The following is a 20,073-nucleotide window of genomic DNA, read 5'->3' on the forward strand; positions in this document are numbered from 1 at the left end:
GTATGAGTTTATCATAATGGATTACATAGAAGGCACGCACATTGAAACCACATCTCCAACTAATTATAAAAATCCTCATACAACAATAACTTTAGAATCAATATATTCATTATTCCAAGAGAAAGGAGTTTATTTTGAAGATAGAGTGGAGGTTATTTTTAATCCCAATAAAAAACTTACACTATTATTGATTTAGGTGGATTATATAAACACTATTAGGGCAATATTATTAATTCTTAAAAGCAATCTTGACAAAATATCTTGTATTTTTTACTTTCCAGTAATCAAGGTACTGTTTTAATAACTAAAAAAGTTTATCAAAATTAATACTTTTCGATAAACTTTTTTGTACAAACTTTCTCCATCGATAACACTGAATCTATGTCGAGAAGTTGCATATTAATTTGTTAGTTATACATCCTTATTATTCCTTAATTTTCTTCATAAAAATTCCGTCTCAAATTTCATGAATATTTTTCATTAAAATAAAAGGGTTCGTAGCAGCTTTTGTCTCAAAGGGTTGTGAATCTGTCTCAAACTTCATGAAGGGTGACAAGTAATGTTTAAAATAACTTGTAACTTCCGTGTTCAGATGAAGAACACGGAAGTTACTTGTAAGATTCATGAAGATTTATATTTTATGTAATGATATGACTTAGTCTCTATCTTGAATAATCTCACTTGATAAGCCAGTATTATTAATTTCATCACAGTTTGTATAGAATTTGTGATTTTTAAGTGAGTCAATGAGCTGCTCTAACAAAGATGGTATGTGTTGTAGAGCGCCCTTAATCTCATCTGTTTTGTTACGCATTCTATCCATAATTTCAGACTTCTGTTCAGCTATTTTATTCATTGCTGCTTGTAAAGCCTCTTCTACTTCTTCTGGCTCCGCACCATAATAACGATAATCTTCCTCTGCAGTTTGAATTACATTTGGATTAAAATTAGCAAGAGCAGCAAGTTCTGTTTTAATAACTGCTAACTTTAATTTTAGTTCTTGAAGAGTTAATACCGCTGACAAATCGAGTGTTCTGCTATTGTTTGATTCAATGTATTCTACGATGGAAAAAATCTCTTCATGATATTGAATTATATTCTCCCAATCTTCTTCTTTAAGAGCTGCACTATCACTAAGTATTTCAACATATAAACCGTATCCAACTTCTGCATCAGTGAATAAATCACCATCAAATTCTTGTACAATTCGTTTACATTCCTCTAGCCAATAAAGAAGTTCCTCTTGATGGAGATAATAATATGATGAACTGAATGGAATTGAAGCATCAAGTATTTCTTTTACCATCTGTTCACGAATTTGCATAATGACATCTGAGTCTCGGATAATGATGCCACTTTCAAAGTTGTTTCTACTTTCATCAGAGAAATTTTGAGAACCGATATATGCAATGTTTTCGGTCATAATAATTTTGGCATGATTCTTCTGGTTAAAAAAAGTACTGAGGTGGCAAGAAAAATTACCCGGATCCAGTCTGGAACAATATTGTTCCATTTGTTTAAGAGCTTCTTCTTTCTTATAATCATTGCGGTAATACTCCCAACGGCTTGGGACTTTGGTAATAACCATAACTTCTTTATCAGAGCTTAATTGATGTAAATTGCTTAATAAATCATCTTTATAAGAGGAGATATTATACGTGACGATTGTAATGGAAGAAGCATCCTGAAAGTCCTCAAGTACTTCTGCATAACCATTCTCATCTTTGCTTAATACGAGTTCACCGTTTGTATTGGCTATTGTAATCATGCAAGCCCTCCTTGTATGTAATTTACATAAATTTTATCAGTTTTGACTATATTTGATCAATCATTTGCTTACATACATTAAGAAACAGTATAAATGTGTTGTTATGTCTGTATAATTAATCAATAATAACACCTTGTGTATACAGACATGACAAGGAATAACAAGGTTGGTTCTGTTGCAAAAACTTCAGGGTAATTACAAACAAAAACGAAGTCCTCAATCAAACTTCATTTTTTCGACATATAACGCATTATATGAATTATTAATAGTTTCATAAAACTGATCCACAATATTCCCTATCTCTTTATGTCTTCGGAAACTTTGCAACAGAACCGTCCATAGAAAACGAAATCCTCTTCTTTAGTAATCTTCCCATTAAACCCTACTAAAAAAGCTTAATCTCTATTTAAAATTCTAAATAAATATACTAAGAATGCTATCGATATTTTATAAATACAAAACACCAAAATTACTTATCTCCTCTATCTCCACCAACCATCTCTCCATACCACTCATAACTCTCCTCCAAAAACCCCCTAGTCTCCCCACTATCCTTATAATAAGAATTCCAACCCCGCTCCCTCAAAATCCCCTTCCAACTATCACTCTCCACCATCTTTTTAATAATACTATCCCAATAAGCAACCTCTTCCTCTGTCATATCTTTCGGGCCCATAATCCCTTTCCAGTGCTGGAAGACAACGTCGATTCCTTGTTCTTTCCACGTTGGGATTTCTGGTAGTCGGTCTAGCCGTTTTGGTGCGGATACGGCTAGTATTTTTATTTTGCCGGATTTGTATTGTTTTTCGGCTTCGGATAGGGTCATTGTTGCGGCGCCTATTTGTTTGTTCGTTAGGGCGTTTATGATTTTTTCTTTGTTTTCGTAGACGAAGAATTGTAGTTCGGCAGGGTTTATGCCAAATGCTTTACTTACTTGTACGAAGGATAGGTGATCGTCATTTCCTAGGCCTGGGGCAACACCGATTTTGAAATTTTTCTTGTCTTGTTTTAGTTGTTCCATTAGTTGTTTTGCGTTTTCTATGTTTGATTCTTTTGATACGACAACGACTTCCCAGTCCGATGCAAGTAGCGCGAGCGGGGTGAAGTCTTTATATGTTAGTTTACTGTGGCCTAGTAGGTTGTTCGTTATGAGTAAGCTTGAGTTAATCGCGAGTACGTGACCGCCTTTTTGTTTCGTATATTTCCATCCGACATCACCGCTGCCACCTACTTTGTTTGTGACAGTGATTGGTTTTGTGAAGATTTTTTCTTCTGCCAGCGTTTTTTGCATCGCTCGTGCCGTTAAGTCCCATCCCGCTCCTTGAACGTTTGGCGCAACGATTTCTACTTCTTCTATGTCCACTTTATTCGTGTGCGTTTTTTCTACGGAACAACCAGCTAGTACTCCTGTCATGATCCATATACATAGTAATAATCGTTTTTTCATAATCCTCGTCCTATTCGATATTTTCGTTCTGGTCGTCCGATAATGCCGTATGTGTACTCTACTGTACATTCGTTTGTCGCTACTAAGTATTCTAAGTACCTTCTTGCGGTTGTTCTGGAAGCCCCCATTTGTTCTCCCATTTCTTCTATTGTAATTCCCTCTTCGAATCCTTTTATAATGCCTTTCACCTTTTGCAGTGTTAACGGGTCCACACCTGTCGGTAAGTTTTTCATGTCTTGCGTTTGCGAAATACCGAAGAAGTTATCGATGAGTGTTTGATTCACTTCATTGTTACTATGTAATAATTGCTTTTTTCTTTTATAGTCTTCAATGGTTCGAACAAATTTTTCTAACGTGACTGGTTTTATAAGGTAGTTGCTTACGCCATTTCGAATTGCTTTTTCTAACATATAGTTTTCATTCGCCGCTGTAACCATAATGACGTCAACGTTTGGAAAGTCAGCATGGATTTTCGGCAATAAGTCTGTACCAATTCCATCTGGTAAATAATTATCTAATAGAAGTAAATCGATTTCTTCCTTTTGTAGTAGTTCCATCGTTTCTTTTGCGTTCAATGCTTTTCCGATCACTTTTACGTCCTTTATTTTTGATAAAAACTCCTCTTGAATTTGCGCTACGCGGAAATCATCTTCTGCAATTGCAACCTTCAACATATGCCCATCCCCCTGTTTGTCATGTACTTTCTCTCAATGTTTTTGGAAGGTAAATTGTAAAAATAGCTCCCCCATTTTTCTCGTTTTGAATTTCGATTGTTCCTTCTAGTAAATCTACCATTTCTTTCACGTTTGCTAGCCCGTAACCACGATTGTTTCCTTTCGTTGAAAATCCTTTTTGAAAAATTGTCGTGATTTTTTCAGCTGGTATCCCTGCTCCACTATCTATCACTTCAAACACAATGTCATGTCCAATATCCGTAACAAAGAAGGAAACATTCTTGTCCTCTCGTTCACTCACCGCATCAAACGCATTGTCGATTATGTTTCCAAGGATCGTAATAAGGTGCGAAACTTTTATATGGTCTGGTAACAGTTGAAGCGCACTATCTCCTTCAATATGAAAATCAATTTTCTTCTCAGATGCTGTTCCGATTTTCCCTAATAAAATAGCTTGTACTTTCGCATCGTGAATTTGATGGAATAAAATATGGTTTTGGCTTTGATGAATATTAGATTCTTGCTGGATAAATTCAATCGCTTCTTTGTAATGTCCTAACTGAAGTAATCCTGATAAGACGAAAAGCTTATTTGTAAATTCATGCGTTTGAGCACGTAAGTCCTCTGAATATTTTCTTACCTCAGATATTGTGTTCACAAGATTTTGCAGTTCTGTTTTATCTCTAAAACTACATACAACGCCTACCGTACTATTATTTTCGAGTATCGGTGTCATGTTTAAAATAAACACTTTATCTTGAAACGCGATTTCTTGATCGTTTTCTAGCACTCTTTCCATATTAAAATTCGGTAAAATTTTTGAAATGTGCTGCTGCATATAGTCATCATTTACATGCAGCATCTCTTCTGCTGAAGTATTCATCATCGTAATAAAACCGTTTTGATCAATGGCGATAATTCCTTCTTTTATAGATAGTAGTATTGCGCTTCGTTCCCGGTATAACGCTGCGATTTCATTCGGTTCTAGACCGAGTGTATCTTTCCTGATACTACGTGCTAAAAGAATGCCGCCAACAATTCCAACTAGTAACACCGCTAAAGAAAAGAGTATAATTTCTTTCGTTCTGCTCAGTATGTTAGATTCAATACCCTTTATTAAAAACTCTACTGTCACAACGCCTACTACTTGATCGTAGTCTCCGTTATGAACAATAATGGGTGCCTTCGCCATTAAAGCCGGACCACTTTCACCATTTCCTTCGAGTGTATAATAGCCACCAAAAGTGAGTGCTTCATAGTTATATGGATTGTTACTTTTTGTACCAATCAACTCAGAATTAGAATGGGAATACATAACCCCATAGCGATCTTCTATAATTACATAATCTGCACCAGCTTGCTCGCGAACTTGTTCCGCAATGGATTGAATAGTACTTTTATGCTCGTTGTATTGAAAAGCATCTTTTATAGCTGGCATAAAAGACAAAGATTTAGCCGTTTGCAGTGCTAGCTGCTCTACTTGGCGCTTCGTATCAACGGACTGAATGTAAACAAATATTCCCGCTAATAGAAGAACAACAAATAAAATTAACGTAATTATTAAGCTTACTATTTTCGTTTGTAATGACACTTTACGTGATTTCTTCATACTCCATATCCTTTGATAAAATATTCAAAACTATCAATCTCCTTTTTCTATTATTATGACAAAACTAATAATGAAGCAACTATTAAAACTCTCCATGTACATAAAGTACAAAAAGAATAAAATTGTCGTAATATTGAGATTTCAATCAAAGAACAGTACAATTCAACTACATTGAACACGCTTTCATATATACCTTTTATTTATAAGCAAGAGGAGGAATTATTATGGCTCAAGCAAAATCTAACCGAGTCGCCGGCAATATCTTCAAAGGTTCTGTCGGTAATCTAATTGAATGGTACGACTGGTATGTTTACTCTGCTTTCGCTGTTTATTTTTCAGCAGAGTTCTTTCCTAAAGGAGATCCAACGAGTCAGTTATTGAACACAGCCGCTATTTTCGCAGTCGGATTTTTAATGCGCCCTATCGGAAGTTTATTAATGGGACGCTATGCAGATCGGCACGGACGCCGGGCAGCATTAACACTTTCTATTACGGTTATGGCCGGTGGTTCTTTAATTATCGCCTGTACACCTAGTTACGAAAGCATCGGTATTATGGCACCAATTATTTTAGTTCTTGCCCGTTTACTGCAAGGATTATCACTCGGCGGAGAGTATGGAACTTCCGCAACATATTTATCTGAAATGGCTAGTAGTGGACGCCGTGGTTTTTATTCAAGTTTTCAATATGTAACGCTCGTTGCTGGACAGATGGTTGCGTTAGGTGTTCAAATTGTTCTTCAGCAATTACTAAGCGAACCAGATATGAAAGCTTGGGGATGGCGTATTCCATTCATTATTGGTGCGATGGGAGCAGTAGCTGTATTATGGCTTCGACGTACAATGGATGAATCAGAGCAATTCTCAAATATGGAATCGAAAAACCGCGAAAGCGCAGGAACCGTTCGCGCTCTTATGAAACACCCGAAAGCAGTATTAACAGTAGTCGGCCTAACACTAGGAGGCACTGTTGCATTCTATACGTACACAACATATTTACAAAAGTTCATGGTAAACACAGTCGGTCTTCCGAAAGAAGTTGTAAGCTGGATTAACTTTGCCGCACTACTTATATTCGTTGTACTTCAACCAATTGCGGGGCTATTATCCGATAAAATTGGACGCCGCCCACTATTAATGGCTTTCGGTATTCTCGGAACTTTACTAACAGCGCCGATCTTCTTCTTTATGGAAAAAACGACAGAACCAATGGTAGCATTCTTACTCATGATGGTCGGCCTCATTATCGTTACTGGTTACACTTCCATTAACGCAATTGTAAAAGCAGAACTCTTCCCAACTGAAATTCGCGCACTAGGCGTAGGTTTACCGTATGCACTAACCGTTGCGATATTTGGCGGAACAGCTGAGTTCATCGCATTATGGCTAAAAAGTATCGGAATGGAATCACTATTCTACTTCTACGTAGCTGGATGTATCGCGATAAGCTTTATTACGTATTGGCGTATGGATGAGTCATCGAAAACTTCGCAGATTGAGGCGGAGCTTGGTGGTGGAGATAAACTAGCTAATAATAAATCTAGTTAAAATTATGTATTCTATGATCTTCGTTTATCTGAAAAAGCATAATTCACTAATACGCAATTTAAAAACCTCTACTTATATGTAGAGGTTTTTGTATGAAGAAAAAACACGTAGTTCCATTGTTATTTTACAAACCCAGCTTCTGTTCGATATAGTGACAGCACATAATTTGAAGTTTAAATAACGATGTCTTGATAACCAACTTCTACAACTTGCTCATTTTCAAATTTCACCCCGACACCGTCCTCTTCCCAGGTACAATTGAATATTAATCCAACTCTTCTAATTCCATCTTCAAAATCTGGTAATATACTTAACCCAACAGGTTCCAGCAATTTCCCTAGTTCTTGAATAGTTGTTATAATCGGCGCTATTTTATCAGCAGATTCATCACCTACCATATCTCTATATTCCATATATTCTTCTTTATAATACTCGAATATTGCTTGTTCAGCTTCTTTTGTAAGTTTGTTCATATCAGTAATGAACTTCCTATATGCTTCTTCTTGAACTTTAGGAATTAAATCATCTTCTTCTCCATCAATAGTTAAAGAAACTATTTTTTCCTGCCCAAAAATAGTTATCTTTTGTTGTCCGCTCCAATATAAATCGTGAACAATTTCACCAAATAATTCATGGTTTATTTTTTTCATAATTTTATTCTCCTAAATTTTTTCTTGATAACCAATTACGCCATATTTCCCCGAATAAAAAACATAAACTCATGTTAAACTTTTCTTATTCTTTAGAAACACAGTTATTACATTTCCATTCTTATCAATAACTACTCTCAAATTGTTAATACGCCTTCAATTAGCTGTAGCACCAATAGATTCTTTGAAAGTTTGTTCGTAACAAATAGTATGATTATAAATTTTAAAAATAAATGTTATAGTCACCCAAAATAAAAAGCGTGAGCTATTGGACCCACGCTTAAGAAGCATTTTAGTTTAAATGTTTTTATAAAAGTTAATTTTTTAGTTATTATTTTTATACATTTTTTGTGCTTGTCCCCAAACCTCAATTAAATTTCTAAGTTCATACGAAGCAAATAAATTATTAAAGGGTTGTAACCCCTACTATAAGAAATACTATTATTACCAAAGGAAGAATGATAATCATAAAGGACACTATTATTGTTAATAATGCTTTCCATGCTGAAAATTGGTGTGCTTCTCCTAAACATTTTAAGGAAATAATGATTGTCCAAATTCCAATAACTATATCAATTATGGCAAAAATAAGAAACAAAATCGTTAAAGTTATGCTACTATCCATTTCCGGTGTCTCACTCGTAAAGTTTTCTATCCCAAACAAGAAAAATGAAGGCACCCAAACTAATATAAGAGAGTAAACGTAAGGGATATAAGAATAGGCAACTGAGTAACGTGTTTTTTCAAAGGTACCTTGTCCACCAAGTTTTTTTGCCACCCAATTGAATAACGCTGGTAACAAAAAATAATAAATTAAGAAAGCAACGAAGGTACCGAATATAACTATTGAGATTATTGAAAATGGACTACTTATTGAATCCGCCATATTTTTAGAAGATGCTCGATCTAAAGTCTGTACGAATGAGCCTAATAAAATGAGTAAAAACACATTCTTAGGTTTGGATATAAAAATTTCTTTCATTGTATCACGTGGTTTTGTCCAAATGGAGAACCAAGGATTAAGTGCACGTTTAAATTGATTTTCTGGAGTTTCCATATAAAAAACATTCCCCTTTCTTAAAACATATTAAATATAATTTCCTAATCATCCCAGTTATGTACATAGAAATATTAAAGCATAAATAGTCGGTTATTTAAATATAAATATTCAATCATTTAATTTCATCTGAAACTTAGGGGGAGTGCTTCTTAGCAATTACCTCTATATTGTCTTGCATTTTTAACTATGGGCTGAGTAGTTACTTTCATTTTTGAGTACCTCACATTCTTTAATACATTGGATAAACAGTTATAATCATATCATTAATAAGAACAAACCTAATTTCCATTCCTTCAGATGTTTTACCAGAATATAATCTTCCACTTATACATCTTTTATTGCTATAAGCCTCGTGAATGGCTTCCATAAGAAGAATGCGCTTATATACTTGAAATGCAACAAATTCTCTTTAAAAGCCTATACGTATTTTCCCTCCATCTTCTATATGCTTCCGTAAATAATAATACTTATGGAGTTCTATAATCATATAAAACAAAGCAAACGAAAACACTGTGCATGCACACATAAATACAATTGCCCCCATCTGTTGTGTTGCAATGCTAAGAATTATATTAGCAATTAACTGCCCCAATCCAACTGCAATAGTTGCCACTTTTACACCACCAGTTCCTTTCGACGACTTTGATTTTTTCTTGGTTCCTGAAGTTTTTCAATATGATTTTTATAAAAATAATACAAAGCAAAACCATACAAACCAACTGAAAAAATAAAATAGATAGGAATTTGTAATTGTAACACTTCATAGGCATATTTTTGAGTTATAACCAATAATCCGACTGAACATATGGTGCCATATACTCCTCGAAATAGAGTGTATTGTAATTGTCGTTTCCGAGGATTGATAGCAATCCATATCGCCCACAAATTTTAAAAAATAACTGGAGGAGTTACTATATATACATAGAGTAATCGAAAAGGATTCGCAAAAGCAGGCAAAAGAACAAACACGTCTGCCCCCAAAAGGACAAGACCAATTACATGGACCCTTATTTCATTTATAGGATAAAGAGCCATATAATGTGCAAAAGCTTTCTTATTAAAAGAAATACTTTTTGTCATGTTAATTAAACCACCCCGCTATTGTTCCAATCGGTAAAAGTTTCATAGCTATTTATTCTCCTTTTCTCTAAATTTATCCATAATATTATGAGCAACTATATTCCATAGTAAAGAAAGTACGGTAACAAAAAGTACAGCTAAAGAAAAATAAATCCTATCCTTCCATGTATCATGTACAATCATGCCCAGTATAATCATTATTAACGCACCAACACATATAACTATTTTTGAAAATTTTCGCATTCTATTATCTCGCTTCCTTCTCAAACTTAAATGAAACTCCCCCACCATAACCGTTAGGTGAAGTTGCGGAAAACCCTGATTCTTCACCTGCATGGAATCTATAACCATACCCGCCTATTATAATCTCACCTTTAATACATAATGAGCAAAATATATATTGGTTAATTTCACCAAACGCATTATAATGTATTATTCTGAACTTTTAAACGTTTCATCTTTCTATTGAATATTAGAATATGAATATTCAATTCTAATCATTAAATATTCTACTTTTTCTTGCTTTACAAGATTTTATGCAAAAAAGACCACCAAAAGGCAGTCTCAAAACTCAATCCTATTCCTCATCCCGCACTCCACCGCATTCCCATACAAATACTTCGCGACGATAATATCTACTACTGCCAAACCAAATGATTTGAAAATAGTAATCTCTTCATCATTTTCGTGTCCAGCTTTTTCCCCGCTTATAATTTAACCAAGTTCGGCGTGGAAATTGCTAGTTTTATCGGAATTTGAAGGTCACCTGTTTCTAAATCACATTCAATTAAGCAATCCTACAAATGCCTCTTCTTCCTCATCTATAAAACCTACAAATATAATTTCTTCAATATCCTCATGATTAAATACAAATGTATACTCAGGATTAATGTATCCTTCTGGGTAAAAACAGCCAATATAGTCATACATCACAGGTTCTTTAACCATAAGTTTTTGTTTTCTTCCATAAATCACAATTTTCTTCGTCCCACCTTTTAATAGAACAATAGAACCATTTGGTAAAAACTTTTCTTTAGAAAATTGCATAATTCCCCATCCTTCCTTTATCTAAATGTAATTCTATATTTATGATGTTGCTTCTCCCTTTTCTTTTCCGCAGTCTTTACTGGCTATAGGAGAACCGCGATTATATACTTAATATTCAATACAGACTCTTTAAAAGGTTTCATGTGTTCTACCCCCATCTTCTATATGCTTCCTTAAATAATAGTACCTATGGAGTTCCATAATGAAATGAAACAAAATAAACGAAAGCATGGAGTATACACACATTAATACAATTGCTACCATCTTTTGTGTTGCAAAACCAAGACTGATATTAGCAACGAGTTGACCCAATCCTATAAAAGCCACTACTCCGAAACCAGAGTTTTTTTTCGATGATTTTGATTTTTTGATTGGTTCCTGAAGTTTTTTAATATGATTTTTATAATAATAATTCAAAGCAAAAATATACAAACCAACCGAAAAAATAAAATAGATGGGAGTTTGTAATCCTAACATTCCATATGCAAACTTTTGGGTTATAACTAACAATCCTACTGAACATACGATGCCAAATACCCCACGAAATAGAGTGTATTGTAATTGCCGCTTCCTAGGATTTATAACAATCCATATTGCCCATACATTTAAAAAAGCAACTGGTGGAACTATTATGTACATATATATTGGTTGAATAGGATTCGCAAAAGCAGGTAAAAGCACAAATATATCTGCTATCCCAATCACAAGAGTAATTATAGTCGACCTTATATCATTTACAGCATAAAGAGCCATATAATATTCAAAAACTTTTTTATTAAAATCTGTATTTTTTTTCATGTTAATTAAACCACCCTGCTACTGTTGACCAAGTTTTTTTCGCACCCGTTTTCACCATATCCTTAATACTATCATCTTCACCATCACCATCTAAATCAACATCCCATTTTACACCTTCTGTGAAATATTATTCCCTTCTCGAAAAGAAGATCAACCCATTAATAAGATCTAGGCTTATCAAAAATTTCAAAAAGCCAAAGATTTTGCTGGTATCGAATCTATTGGGACTCACACCATGAGCAAAATCTTCGGCTATTGGTTCTATAAACAAACTAAAGATGTATACATGTTGCAAGACATACTCAATCACAGCACACCACAAATTACACTTAAATACATTGGTATCAATAAAGAAGAAAAAGATAATGTCCTTGATACATTCCTTATTTAATCCAAAAATATTAAAATATGAATACTATAAAAATTAACTATCTACTTCCCATCAAAATTATGGTAATCCTATTAAGCCTGGGGTTACCCCTTCTACCTTTGCCCATTCAAACGAGCACTCAACTAACATTTGATTCTTACACTTAATTTTTAATAAACCTTCTTCTTCTATCGTATTTATTTCAAAATAATCAATTATATTTTCTGTCCCTAAACCTTTTATTGTTAAATTATGAATAGTAAAGAAAGATATCTCTACATAAATTACATCCCACTTATTCCATCGTTTTGGCTTGTTTTCAACATTTTCCTTTGTCATCAATTGAATAACTAAAGTAGGACCATCTCTTTTAAGACGCACATCTAATAACTCTGATTCTTCAAACTTTGGTATTTTCCCAAAAATACTAATTAACGCTTGTGGATTTAAAAATTTAAATTGATCAATCATTTTTATACTCCCTATTTTTTATTTCTCTTCTCAAAATAATAATGATCCTCCATACCATCTACCTGTCCTGTTCGTGTATTGTATTCAGGTCTTACATTATGATGCGGTGGCTGATCTCCAATTCCACCTTCTCCAAACTTATGACCCTCTGAATGATCTTGAATTATAATTTTTTGACCTTTTACTTCATATGTTAATTCTCGAGTCATAATAGGCTGTTTATTATCATTTAATATCCTTTTACCATTACTATCTGTTAATGGTACCATTTTTTGACTAATCGGGTGTTGAAATCTAGGTATATTTAATTGTCTTTTAATTTCTTTTAAACTAGCTCCCCTAGATTCATGAGAATTTTCCCCCTCAATCTTCTTAACTCCAAAGGTTTGATTTATATTATCATTTAATCCTTTACTTTTTTCTCTACTTGCATATACAAACAAATCTTCAACTTTAGGCAATTCATTTTTGAATGTACCCATACCTGCAAAAGCAAAGCGATCTCCCATTTGTAAATTACTTGTAATATGCGAAAAAGTTTGCGGAATCTCGTTTTTTGCTAGTTTGGTCACTTTACCCGCTTGACCTAATTTACTTGCTTTACTTAATCCTTTATCACCAATAAGTCCTAATCCAACTTGTGTTAAAGCATAACTTCCCCATTTAGCACGACTTTCAGCATCTCCATTTATTACATCATTAATAAATGAATCTGACAATACATTATACATCGTACTGAGGGTATCAATAGGATGCACCGCAGCATTCCCCATGTTTTCCCATGTTTCCCATTTACCAAGTGCCTTAAATCCTTCTATAGTATCTTCAACTGCCTGTCCTGCACCTTCTATAGTACCGTCAACCACTTTTCGGAAAGTAGATTTTTCAGGTGGCTTACCACACATTGCACCTTCTTCAATTGAATTGGCAACTTGACGTGCCCTCTCTTCTCCAATCGCCTGAATAGAAGTTGTCCACTCCATATTCAACCCTTGCGTACTAAATGTACCACTTGCAGGACTAAAGCCTTTTCCACTTTGAACTTCCGCCAAACCCGTCGCAATGCTAGCGGCTAGTTGGAGTGCCGTATCATAATTACTACTAGAAGTATAATTAAATTCATATAGATGTTCTAATTTTTCTTGCAGTTTTTTCCTCATGACAGTAAAAAGATTTACCATAGCATCCATACCAGGGATTGGCATAGCTTGATTGATAGCTTCCATACTTGTTTTCATTCGGTCAATTTCTCGAATTTGTTCCAATAATTCTTGTTCAATAACATCAGTTGAAGCTACCTGTGATTGAAATTGACTTGGAAAGGCATCATTCTGACGGATTAATTCTTCACATAAATAAATGATTCCTTGCGCTAAAGGACGAAAGGTTTGTACAAAAAATGATTTTGCACTACTATATGTTTGCCCTTGTAAAACAGTATCAACTGCAAAAGCATCAATCGACTGAATCGCTTGTTCCATGCCTTGAATAGTAGCGTTACATACAGCATTCATGCTTTGAGTTTGGCCTTGTACTTCTCCTAAATACATATTTAAACTCATGCATTGACCTCCCTCGCTAATTGTTGTTGTTGATAGGAAAGGTCGTTTTCTAAATCACTAAGGTTTCGTCTTTCTTTAAGCAACGTTTCTTTTTGGTTTTCCAATTCAAATGTGACTTTTCGTTCAATATGTTGTGCCTCTTGATATGTATTCATAAAAAACTGAGACATTTCTCTATCACCATGCCAAGTTCCTAAAATTCGATCAAACAAACGATGGTTTCGACCTCTCCATTCATAAAAATCTGCTTCCGCTTGCTCATGAATGTGAATCGCGGATTGATTTCGGTCTTGTTCTTCAAATACACTTCTTAACTTTTGATTTACTTGATTAATTTGTTTTTCAATATCTTGACTCATCATATTCCCCCTACCATTTTACCTTTACGTAGGTTGTCACATTAGCGAAAAGTGTTGTGAAGTTCGTTATCCATTCTCTCAAACTCTTGGGCTACTGAATGAATATTATCGACCGCTTGTTGAAAGGCAGTGGAAAATTGTTTCGTAAAATCTAACATTTGTTGATTCGCTTCTTGTGCTTTGGAGTTAACAGATAGTGTTGTACGCGTCGCCTTTGTTATAGGACGATTTGTTGCACTTTGGATTATATCCGAAGCTGTTCTCATCTGCGTAGCAATTTGTTGTGCCTTTTGAAAATTACTTTGAAATTGTCCCATCACTCAAATCCTTTCTCTAATTTTCAGAACATGCCAAAGAAATCCCAATAAATATATGAAATTTCTCTATCAATATCACTCTTTTTAAACGTGTGTCCAGCTAAGCTGGGCACGCAATCAAATGAGCCATACATTATAAGCTGTATGGCTCATTTGAAATGCTTGTTATATAGAGTAAAACAATTTTTATTTCAAACCGAAATTACGTGATAATTCTTCATCATGAGAAGCAACAGCCTCTGCAGTTTTATTCAGCTGCATATTAATTTCTTGCAATAGCTGTGCAAAGCTTTGTACTTTTGGCTTTAATTCATTGAACTGTTGATCAAAACCTTCGAAAGCACGACCTTCCCATTCTCCTCTTAATTCATTTTGTAAGTTTTGTAATTGACGTAAAATATCCTCAATTTGATTTGCACCTTGTCCATATCGAGTCGCTTTTGATTTAAGCTCCTCTGGTGACATACGAATTTGTCCAGCCATTTTCATTTCCCCTTTAATACATAATAAGTAAAATATGTTTTGGTTAATTTTACTAAAAATATTATAATGTATTATTTTGAACTTTTAAACGTTTTATCTTTCTATTGAATATTAGAATATTATCAATTCTAATCATTAAATATTCTACTTCTTCTCGCTTTAATTGTTTCTAAAATATAGAAAAGAATCCCTAGATCAAATATCCTTTCAGCGTTAGAGATATTATTTCCGAATGTAATAATAGGTGCATTTAATCCAAATCTTTCATTCCATAGCAGCAAATGTTTCGTCGATGTGAGAAAGAGCATACACAGCGCCCTCAACACTATCTATTGGATGTAAAATTGTGTTTAATATTCCTTTAGGTTCATCTAACACCGCTTCATTTTGCCCTTTTTTGTAGTTATGATATTGCCCGATAATAGGAGTATTTTCTATCTGGCGAATAAATTTTTCGTACAACTGATCCATCGCTTCTACGTTATTTTCAACAGTATCTTTAAGTTTATCAAACAACGTTTCTTCTATGTTCTTCGTTTACCTGAACTCGATTTTCTTTATCTAAAAAAGCATAATTCATTAATATACAATTTAAAAACCTCTACTTATATGTAGAGGTTTTTGTATGACGAAAAAACACGTAGTTCCATTGTTATTTTACAAACCCCAAATTCTTCCTCATCTTAAAGTGGAACAAATTTATTACTTAGAGTGTCTAATAAGTGTATTTCTAATATTAGTTGTCCAGATTGGATACAACATATCCCGTTTGACATCTATTTTTATGTATTACAAAAAAAAAGAAAGGACTTATTATTCCCAAAAGTAAAAAATATGTATTGTAATACTACGGTTAAGTATTACAAGTTTAATACTTTCACAGGTGAACCATTACAAGTGAAAACAAAAAAGAAATAACCCAAACCGTGACTTATCAATCATATAAAGTGAAACTTTAATCAGTGGGGGTTTTGTTCATCCCCCGCTGATTATTAGCCCTCACCAATCGGGCTTTTACGGGCAGCCCGACCCCCACCTAACTTCTTTGCTTCCGCTGAATTTTGAGGTGGGGGTCTTACTGCCCACAAATAGCGGGATAAACGTTTTTGATGTCCTTTAACCTGTGAAATTTTAGCTGCAGTAGTATTGTTACCCTATGCCATCTTTAATTGCATTGGTATTTAGAATACCTAGACAAAATCCATATATTCTTGAAAGAGGTTGAAAATTTATGTTCGTTTTAAACAAGTTCTTTAACATTTTACATTACAAAAAGATTGTGCCTGTAGTATTACTTTCATGTGTATCACTTATAGGCTGTTCCAATAGTAACACTCAATCTGAACCACCTAAACAAACGAATCAAGCTAATCAAATTAAACAAGAAAATACAGGTAATCAATCTTTCGCTAAACTTGAAAAAGAATATGATGCTAAGCTTGGTATTTATGCACTGGACACAGGTACAAATCAAACTGTTGCTTATCATTCAGATGATCGTTTTGCATTTGCATCTACATCTAAATCATTAGCTGTGGGCGCTCTTTTACGCAAGAACTCATTAGAAGCTCTTGATCAAAGGATTACGTATACTCATGAAGATCTTTCTAATTATAATCCAATTACTGAAAAGCATGTTGATACGGGAATGACGTTAAAAGAACTTGCAGATGCTTCTGTTCGATATAGTGACAGCACAGCACATAATTTGATTCTTAAACAGTTAGGGGGGCCCTCTGAATTTGAAAAAATCTTGAGAGAAATGGGAGATACTGTTACTACTTCAGAACGATTTGAACCTGAATTAAATGAAGTGCATCCAGGAGAAACACATGATACCAGTACACCAGAAGCGATAGCTAAGACACTTCAATCATTTACATTAGGAACTGCACTTCCAATAGAAAAACGTGAACTATTAGTAGATTGGATGAAGAGAAATACAACTGGAGATAAATTGATTCGTGCGGGCGTACCAAAAGGATGGGAAGTAGCTGATAAAACAGGCGCGGGATCTTACGGAACAAGAAATGATATCGCAATTATTTGGCCACCAAATAAAAAGCCGATTGTTCTTGCTATACTTTCTAATCATGATAAAGAAGATGCTAAATACGATGATAAACTTATCGTAGACGCAACCAAAGTCGTGTTAAACACCTTAAAAGCTACGGAATAAATGATAATAGGTTAAAAGTTTTCTATTTTAGGCGGGTGTTTTCATCAACTAAAAAGTTAATAGTGTCCCAAAAACGAAATTTGGTGCTAACTTGTAATAAAAAGCTCATTTTTATTGTTTGGGGATAAATCGTTCTTTAAGCTTAATGGCGATTTCGTGCTATCCCTAAACATCTGGACTTTAATAGCCAACTAAAAAATGCAAACAAAAAGACCTTTAATCAGTCGTTTTGTTTGCATTTCCTTTTTCTAAAACTACCGAAAAGATAAGTACTATAGTTAACACCATAATAAACCTTACTTCACTTCCATCACTTACAAAAAATGAATACAAAGTATAAATTAAAATTAATATTCCATAAATAACTTTGTGCAATGAACTCCCCCCTTTTTGCCGTATATATTTTAGTGTAAAAATTTAATTCAAGCCCTATATCAAAATGAAAATAAAAAGCACCTGTGATATACACAAAGTGCTTTTCTCTTGTCAATTTATCTATTTTCACTATATTTATCTATTTTCTTTTTATAACTCAAATTTCTTCGAATCGTACTTTTCTAGGGTTTGCTGCAATTCATTTTGTTCATATGGACTATGTTTATCTGTCTGTACATCTTCAACATTTTCTCCACCTGTTAATAATCTCCTGTACTTAAAAGAGTGCCCTGTTAATACTGTTGTAATCATTTTGTATTGCCCTCCTTTTGTTTGATTACTTGTATCATAAAACAAGTATCTGAAGTTGATATGTAGTTTATCTAGAGTGTATGTAAATTCAAAAAATCTCTAATAAAATGTTTATGTTGTAACGTTACCACCAAAACTAGTGCTTCCAACACCATGATTTGAAGAGACAGTAACCCATATTCTAGCTTGAATTCCTCCTACAGTTCTATATTGAGTAAAACTAGTTAATCCCTATAATATAAAAAGAGCACCCCTTTTTGGATGCTCTTCGTTATAACTATATATTATTTAATTTCCTTCTTTTGTTGGTACCATTTTTCCTTCTTGAGAGTCTGTGCCCTCTGTTCTTTCAACAGTTTTTGCATGCTCTGGTTTTTCAGGGGCTCCCATTTCAAATCCAGATTGAGAATCTGTACCTTCTTTTGCTGGTACCATTTTTCCTTCTTGAGAACCTGTACCTTCTGTTCTTTCAACAGTTTTTGCATGTTCTGGTTTTTCAGGGGCTCCCATTTCAAATCCAGGTTGAGAATCTGTACCTTCTTTTGTTGGCACCATTTTTCCTTCTTGAGAACCTGTACCTTCTGTTCTTTCAACAGTTTTTGCGTCTCCTTTAGGAGTTGCTGGCACTGCATCTTTAGGTACATCAAAGTTTTGTGAGAAAGACGTTGTTCCATCTGCACTCTGTGTAATTACTTGTTTTGAACTATTTTCATTTGACTTTAAATTGTCCATTTTCGCATCATCTGCACCTACTGCACCTCCCGCTACCAATCCTGTGCTTAAAAGTGCTCCTGCTAATAATGTTTTAATCATTTTTCATTACCTCCTGTTTATTTGTAATATTCATCAAAAAAGTATCTAGAGTTAATGTTTTAGTCATTATCTTTATCTACTTGCTTTTTGATTACATTTAGCATAAGACAAGAATCTATAGTTGATATGGACTGTATCTGGAGATTATGTAAAGAAAAATGGATGATCAATTGTATATCCTAATGGATGCTTAGACAAGATTGAAACTTTATATGAGTTTGAACAATTGAGTTCCCCTTTGTTTTTGGGTGTGAGGTTTTTAGCTGGAGTGGAGTGAGGGACTAACCTTTTCTAATTTGAAAGCAAACTTTTTATTATTAGTTTACATTCAAAACACTGTAAATAAAGATGTTAAAAATCCATGAACAAAAAACAACATCTCATTGATCCCCAACCCATCAGAAGTAAAGAACAGCTTGAAGATATGAAATGGGCTCTCAAACGTCATTATTCTGAACGAGACTATATGCTCTTCCTTATTGGGATCCATACAGGATTATGTGTCAGCGATCTACTCCAAATTCAAACAAAAACCATCGTAAAGTTAAAACGGAAAAAGATAAAAGAATTCAAAATCAAAGAGGGGGAAACGAAGAAAGAACGCATGATTAACCTTACTTCTATTTTTGATGAAGTCTATTCGTATGCTCAAACACTAGAAAATACCTGGTTATTCCCTTCACGAAAAGGAGATCAACCCATTAGTAAGATCCAGGCTTATCGACAATTGCAAAAAGCCGGAGACTTTGCCAGTATAGAATCCATTGGTACCCATACTATGCGCAAAACCTTCGGCTATTGGTTCTATAAACAAACAAAAGATGTAGCCATGTTACAAGATATACTCAATCACAGTACACCACAAATTACGCTTAAATATATTGGAATCAATAAAGAAGAAAAAGATAATATACTAGATAATTTCTATATCTAATCATATATGATCAACATAAAGAAAAATTTGATATACAATCAGATTTAAAAACATTACTTAATAATTCTTTGAATTAAATTGGAGCTGATTCTCACTCGATTTTCTACTTAAAAAACATGATTACTATATATTTCACCAGAATACAGATTCAAATGTACAGAGATAATAAAGTTGTTTAATTTACAATAAAGTCATTTAAAAAATAATATAGTTGTTTA

At 33.9% G+C, this 20,073-nt stretch carries 19 protein-coding genes and 5 pseudogenes; 5 read left to right on the top strand and 19 right to left on the bottom strand.

Translation table 11 applies throughout. From position 1 onward, the window contains the following. Positions 1-655 precede the first annotated feature (655 nt). Positions 656-1,768: a phospholipase D-like domain-containing protein gene (locus JFU18_RS10795; RefSeq protein ID WP_098628834.1), complete on the bottom strand. Its 1,113-nt coding sequence runs from the start codon at positions 1,766-1,768 to the stop codon at positions 656-658. A gap of 193 nt (positions 1,769-1,961) precedes the next feature. On the opposite strand from JFU18_RS10795, the pseudogene JFU18_RS30645 reads away from it, so the two are divergent. Further along, a pseudogene (locus tag JFU18_RS30645) lies at positions 1,962-2,045 on the top strand (IS6 family transposase); the annotation flags it as partial. A 192-nt stretch (positions 2,046-2,237) separates the two neighbouring features. Here the strand turns inward: JFU18_RS30645 and JFU18_RS10800 are convergent. Genes JFU18_RS10800 through JFU18_RS10810 form a run of 3 tightly spaced genes read right to left on the bottom strand, consistent with a single transcriptional unit; the run spans position 2,238 to position 5,498 of the window. Then, positions 2,238-3,215, bottom strand: a complete 978-nt coding sequence (locus JFU18_RS10800) for a tripartite tricarboxylate transporter substrate binding protein (RefSeq protein ID WP_201034780.1) — start codon at positions 3,213-3,215, stop codon at positions 2,238-2,240. Then, a complete protein-coding gene (locus tag JFU18_RS10805) occupies positions 3,212-3,889 on the bottom strand; it encodes a response regulator (RefSeq protein WP_201034779.1) in 678 nt (225 codons plus the stop codon). Before JFU18_RS10805 ends, JFU18_RS10800 begins: the two co-directional genes overlap by 4 nt. Before the next feature lie 19 nt (positions 3,890-3,908). After that, positions 3,909-5,498 carry an ATP-binding protein gene (locus JFU18_RS10810; RefSeq protein ID WP_201034778.1) on the bottom strand — a complete coding sequence of 530 codons (1,590 nt, stop codon included), beginning with the start codon at positions 5,496-5,498 and terminating at the stop codon, positions 3,909-3,911. 224 nt (positions 5,499-5,722) lie between these two features. Here JFU18_RS10810 and JFU18_RS10815 point away from each other — a divergent pair, with 224 nt between their 5' ends. Further along, complete coding sequence (locus tag JFU18_RS10815; protein WP_201034777.1) at positions 5,723-7,045, top strand: MFS transporter; 1,323 nt, start codon at positions 5,723-5,725, stop codon at positions 7,043-7,045. Between the two features lie 173 nt (positions 7,046-7,218). On the opposite strand, the gene JFU18_RS10820 is transcribed toward JFU18_RS10815, so the two are convergent. From JFU18_RS10820 to JFU18_RS10855, 6 genes and pseudogenes are all read right to left on the bottom strand, one after another. After that, positions 7,219-7,695: a DUF6985 domain-containing protein gene (locus JFU18_RS10820; protein WP_201034776.1), complete on the bottom strand. Its 477-nt coding sequence runs from the start codon at positions 7,693-7,695 to the stop codon at positions 7,219-7,221. A 406-nt stretch (positions 7,696-8,101) separates the two neighbouring features. After that, positions 8,102-8,752 (bottom strand): Yip1 family protein, encoded by a 651-nt coding sequence (locus JFU18_RS10825; RefSeq protein ID WP_002010942.1) that lies wholly within the window; start codon positions 8,750-8,752, stop codon positions 8,102-8,104. A gap of 412 nt (positions 8,753-9,164) precedes the next feature. Next, positions 9,165-9,835: pseudogene (locus JFU18_RS29855) on the bottom strand (hypothetical protein). A gap of 564 nt (positions 9,836-10,399) precedes the next feature. Further along, positions 10,400-10,608 (bottom strand): annotated as a pseudogene (locus tag JFU18_RS10845) (ornithine cyclodeaminase family protein); the annotation flags it as partial. 10 nt (positions 10,609-10,618) lie between these two features. Then, a complete protein-coding gene (locus tag JFU18_RS10850) occupies positions 10,619-10,882 on the bottom strand; it encodes a DUF4176 domain-containing protein (protein WP_001160635.1) in 264 nt (87 codons plus the stop codon). A 129-nt stretch (positions 10,883-11,011) separates the two neighbouring features. After that, complete coding sequence (locus tag JFU18_RS10855) at positions 11,012-11,680, bottom strand: hypothetical protein (protein WP_201050308.1); 669 nt, start codon at positions 11,678-11,680, stop codon at positions 11,012-11,014. 127 nt (positions 11,681-11,807) lie between these two features. On the opposite strand from JFU18_RS10855, the pseudogene JFU18_RS29860 reads away from it, so the two are divergent. Beyond that, positions 11,808-12,071: pseudogene (locus tag JFU18_RS29860) on the top strand (tyrosine-type recombinase/integrase); the annotation flags it as partial. A gap of 57 nt (positions 12,072-12,128) precedes the next feature. Here JFU18_RS29860 and JFU18_RS10860 read toward each other — a convergent pair. From JFU18_RS10860 to JFU18_RS10885, 6 genes and pseudogenes are all read right to left on the bottom strand, one after another. Next, complete coding sequence (locus JFU18_RS10860; protein ID WP_000566919.1) at positions 12,129-12,521, bottom strand: immunity 50 family protein; 393 nt, start codon at positions 12,519-12,521, stop codon at positions 12,129-12,131. Positions 12,522-12,532: 11 nt separating this feature from the next. Beyond that, entirely contained in the window at positions 12,533-14,083 is a 1,551-nt protein-coding gene (locus JFU18_RS10865; RefSeq protein ID WP_201034772.1) for an HNH/endonuclease VII fold putative polymorphic toxin, read from the bottom strand. Continuing rightward, a complete protein-coding gene (locus JFU18_RS10870; protein WP_044440348.1) occupies positions 14,080-14,442 on the bottom strand; it encodes a DUF3958 family protein in 363 nt (120 codons plus the stop codon). The genes JFU18_RS10865 and JFU18_RS10870 overlap by 4 nt, the downstream gene beginning before the upstream one ends. A 41-nt stretch (positions 14,443-14,483) precedes the next feature. Then, positions 14,484-14,759: a TIGR04197 family type VII secretion effector gene (locus tag JFU18_RS10875; RefSeq protein WP_002125601.1), complete on the bottom strand. Its 276-nt coding sequence runs from the start codon at positions 14,757-14,759 to the stop codon at positions 14,484-14,486. A 186-nt stretch (positions 14,760-14,945) separates the two neighbouring features. Further along, positions 14,946-15,242: a WXG100 family type VII secretion target gene (locus tag JFU18_RS10880; RefSeq protein ID WP_002125598.1), complete on the bottom strand. Its 297-nt coding sequence runs from the start codon at positions 15,240-15,242 to the stop codon at positions 14,946-14,948. 267 nt (positions 15,243-15,509) lie between these two features. Beyond that, a pseudogene (locus tag JFU18_RS10885) lies at positions 15,510-15,779 on the bottom strand (hypothetical protein); the annotation flags it as partial. 694 nt (positions 15,780-16,473) lie between these two features. On the opposite strand from JFU18_RS10885, the gene blaIII reads away from it, so the two are divergent. Beyond that, positions 16,474-17,421, top strand: a complete 948-nt coding sequence (gene blaIII, locus JFU18_RS10890; RefSeq protein ID WP_201034771.1) for a class A beta-lactamase BlaIII — start codon at positions 16,474-16,476, stop codon at positions 17,419-17,421. Between the two features lie 216 nt (positions 17,422-17,637). Here the strand turns inward: blaIII and JFU18_RS10895 are convergent, their stop codons facing one another. The 3 genes from JFU18_RS10895 to JFU18_RS10905 form a co-directional block, all read right to left on the bottom strand. Next, positions 17,638-17,796 carry a hypothetical protein gene (locus JFU18_RS10895; RefSeq protein WP_002087303.1) on the bottom strand — a complete coding sequence of 53 codons (159 nt, stop codon included), beginning with the start codon at positions 17,794-17,796 and terminating at the stop codon, positions 17,638-17,640. A 150-nt stretch (positions 17,797-17,946) separates the two neighbouring features. Beyond that, on the bottom strand, positions 17,947-18,108 hold the full coding sequence (locus JFU18_RS10900; RefSeq protein WP_172805434.1) for a hypothetical protein: 162 nt from the start codon (positions 18,106-18,108) through the stop codon (positions 17,947-17,949). A gap of 288 nt (positions 18,109-18,396) precedes the next feature. Then, complete coding sequence (locus JFU18_RS10905) at positions 18,397-18,921, bottom strand: hypothetical protein (RefSeq protein ID WP_201034770.1); 525 nt, start codon at positions 18,919-18,921, stop codon at positions 18,397-18,399. A gap of 361 nt (positions 18,922-19,282) precedes the next feature. Between JFU18_RS10905 and JFU18_RS10910 the strand changes: the two genes are divergently transcribed. After that, positions 19,283-19,855 carry a tyrosine-type recombinase/integrase gene (locus JFU18_RS10910; RefSeq protein WP_201034769.1) on the top strand — a complete coding sequence of 191 codons (573 nt, stop codon included), beginning with the start codon at positions 19,283-19,285 and terminating at the stop codon, positions 19,853-19,855. The last annotated feature ends 218 nt before the right edge of the window (positions 19,856-20,073 follow it).

The organism is Bacillus sp. TH22, assembly GCF_016651015.1.
In the GTDB taxonomy this organism is placed as follows: Bacteria; Bacillota; Bacilli; order Bacillales; family Bacillaceae_G; genus Bacillus_A; species Bacillus_A mycoides.